1 protein-coding gene is annotated in these 3,568 nt (G+C 70.2%); it reads right to left on the reverse strand.

The genetic code is table 11. The annotated features are described in order from the left end of the window. Nucleotides 1-129 precede the first annotated feature (129 nt). The coding region (locus tag AB0I76_RS25245; RefSeq protein ID WP_357040189.1) for a multifunctional oxoglutarate decarboxylase/oxoglutarate dehydrogenase thiamine pyrophosphate-binding subunit/dihydrolipoyllysine-residue succinyltransferase subunit at nt 130-3,568 on the reverse strand (3,439 nt) is incomplete at its 5' end.

Consider the following 3,568-nt stretch of genomic DNA (forward strand, 5'->3'; position numbering starts at 1 on the left):
AGCCCCGCTCCCTTCGGCCCGTGCTGTCCTTCCCCCCCCGGCACGCGGCCCGGCGGGCCCCCGCGGCTGGGGGGGGGGGGGGCCCCCCGCCCCCCCCCCCCCCCCCCCCGACTCCGGGCCCTGCTCAGATTACGGGCGGGGGAGGGCCGCCTCGATCAGCGCGGCCTGCTCCACCTCGTGCATCTTGGCCGAGCCGACCGCCGGCGCGGCCGCGGCCGGCCGGGAGATGCGGCGCAGCCGGACCTCGTCCAGGTGCTCCAGCAGGTTGAGCGCGACGAACGACCAGGCACCCTGGTTGGCCGGCTCCTCCTGCACCCAGGCGTAGTCCTCGGCGTTCGGGTACTCGGCCAGCGCGGCCCGGATCTCCTCCACCGGCATCGGGTAGAGCTGCTCCATCCGGATGATCGCGGTGTCCGTGATGCCGCGGTCGGCCCGGGCCTGGAGCAGGTCGTAGTAGACCTTGCCCGAGCAGAGCAGCACCCGCTTCACCTGCTCCGGCGCCGGGGCGGCCGAGTCCGGCAGCACCGGGGCGAAGGTGCCGGTGGTGAAGTCCTCGACCGAGGAGACGCAGAGCTTGTGCCGCAGCAGCGACTTCGGCGTGAACACGACCAGCGGCTTGCGCTTCGGCGACAGCGCCTGGCGGCGCAGCAGGTGGAAGTAGTTCGCCGGGGTGGTCGGGATGGCCACGCGCATGTTGTCCTCGGCGCACATCTGGAGGAACCGCTCGGGGCGGCCGGACGTGTGGTCCGGGCCCTGGCCCTCGTGGCCGTGCGGCAGCAGCAGGGTGACGGCGGAGCGCTGGCCCCACTTGACCTCGCCGGAGGAGATGAACTCGTCGATGACCGACTGCGCGCCGTTGACGAAGTCGCCGAACTGGGCCTCCCAGCAGACCAGCGCGTTGACGTTCTCCACCGAGTAGCCGTACTCGAAGCCCATGGCCGCGTACTCGGACAGCAGCGAGTCGTGCACGAAGAACCGGGACCGCTCGCCGTCGCCGGTGAGCGAACTCAGCGGCAGGTGGTCGTCGCCGGTCTTCGCGTCGACCACCGAGGCGTGCCGCTGCACGAACGTGCCACGGCGGGAGTCCTGACCGGCGAGCCGGACGGTGACCCCGTCGTGCAGCAGCGAGCCGAGCGCGATGATCTCGCCGAAGCCCCAGTCGATGTTGCCCTCGACGGACATCTTGGCCCGGCGGTCGAGCAGCTGCTGGATCCGCTTGTGCGGGGTGAAGCCCTCCGGCAGGTTGACGTGCGCCTCGCCGACGGCCCGGACGACCGAGGCGTCGATCGCGGTGTCGACCTGCGGCTCCGGCTCGTCCTCCCGCTTGGGGCGGCTGAGCTGGCGCGGCGTGGTGGCCGCGTCCCGGGTTGCCTTGAAGACCCGCTCCAGCTGCGCCTGGTAGTCGCGCAGCAGCTCCTCCGCGTCCTCCACGGTGATGTCGCCGCGACCGATCAGCTCCTCGGTGTAGAGCTTCCGCACCGAGCGCTTCGAGTCAATGATCTTGTACATCTGCGGGTTGGACATCGACGGGTCGTCGCCCTCGTTGTGCCCGCGCCGCCGGTAGCAGACCATGTCGATCACGACGTCCTTGTTGAACGCCTGCCGGTACTCGAAGGCCAGCCGGGCGACCCGGACCACGGCCTCGGGGTCGTCGCCGTTGACGTGGAAGATCGGCGCCTGGATCATCCGGGCGACGTCGGTGCTGTAGAGGCTGGACCGGCTGTACTCCGGGGCGGTGGTGAAGCCGACCTGGTTGTTGACCACCACGTGCACGGTGCCGCCGGTGCGGTAGCCGCGCAGTTGGGACAGGTTCAGCGTCTCGGCGACCACGCCCTGGCCGGCGAACGCCGCGTCACCGTGCACCGCCAGCGGCAGCACGGTGTAGCCCTCCAGCTTGAGGTCGATCCGGTCCTGCTTGGCCCGGACGATGCCCTCCAGCACCGGGTCGACGGCCTCCAGGTGCGACGGGTTCGCCACCAGGGAGACCTTGACCGCGTGCTCCCCGTCCGGGGTGGTGAACTTGCCGTTCTGGCCGAGGTGGTACTTCACGTCGCCGGAGCCCTGCGTCGAGCGCGGGTCCAGGTGCCCCTCGAACTCCGAGAAGATCTTCTCGTACGGCTTGCCGACGATGTTCGCCAGCACGTTGAGCCGGCCCCGGTGGGCCATGCCGATGACGACCTCGTCCAGCCCGCCCTCGGCGGAGGCCTCCAGCACCTCGCCGAGCAGCGGGATCAGCGACTCCCCACCCTCCAGCGAGAAGCGCTTCTGCCCGACGTACTTGGTCTGCAGGAAGGTCTCGAACGCCTCGGCGGCGTTGAGCCGGTTGAGGACGTGCTTCTGCTCGTCGGCCGACGGCTTCTCGTACTTGCGCTCGATCCGCTCCTGGATCCAGCGCCGCTCCTCCGGGTCCTGGATGTGCATGTACTCGATGCCGACCCGGCGGCAGTACGAGTCGCGCAGCACGCCGAGGATCTCGCGCAGCTTCATCCGCTGCTTGCCGGCGAAGCCGTTCACGGGGAACTCGCGGTCCAGGTCCCACAGGGTCAGCCCGTGCTGGAGGACGTCCAGGTCCGGGTGCTTACGGATCTTGAACTCCAGCGGATCGGTGTCGGCCATCAGGTGGCCGCGCACCCGGTACGCGTGGATCAGCTCGTGCACCCGGGCCGTCTTGTTGATCTGGCCCTCGTTGTTGATCGCCACGTCCCGCATCCAGCGCACCGGCTCGTACGGGATGCGCAGCGACGTGAAGATCTGGTCGTAGAAGCCGTGCTCGCCCAGCAGCAGCTCGTGCATGACCTTGAGGAACTCGCCGGACTGCGCGCCCTGGATGATCCGGTGGTCGTACGTGCTGGTCAGCGTGATGACCTTGCTGACCGCCAGGTCGGCGAGGGTGGCCTCGGACATGCCCTGGTAGGGGGCCGGGTACTCCATGGCGCCGACGCCGATGATCGCGCTCTGCCCCTGCATCAGGCGGGGCATCGAGTGCACCGTGCCGATGCCTCCGGGGTTGGTCAGCGAGATCGTGGTGCCGGAGTAGTCCTCCATGGTCAGCTCGTTGCGACGGGCGCGCCGGACCACGTCCTCGTACGCCTGCCAGAACTGCCGGAAGTCCATCTGCTCGCAGGCCTTGATGGACGGGACCACGAGGTTGCGGGTGCCGTCCGGCTTGGTGAGGTCGATGGCGATGCCCAGGTTGACGTGCTCCGGGCGGATCATCGCCGGCTTGCCGTCGACCTCCGCGTAGGAGTTGTTCATCTCCGGGTGGGCGACCAGGGCCCGGACCAGCGCGTACCCGATCAGGTGGGTGAAGCTGACCTTGCCGCCGCGGCCCCGCGCGAGGTGGTTGTTGACGACGATGCGGTTGTCGACCAGCAGCTTGGCCGGGACGGCGCGCACGCTGGTGGCGGTGGGCACGCTCAGCGAGGCGTCCATGTTCTGGACGATCTTCGCGGCGACACCGCGCAGCGGGGTGGTCTGCGGACCACCGGCGGTCGGGGCGGTCTGCTTCGCGGCGGGCTTGGCCGGGGCCGCCTTCGCGGGCGCGGGCTTGGCGGGCGCGGCCTTGGCG

This window comes from Micromonospora sp. NPDC049799 (assembly GCF_040656655.1).
Taxonomy (GTDB): domain Bacteria; phylum Actinomycetota; class Actinomycetes; order Mycobacteriales; family Micromonosporaceae; genus Micromonospora.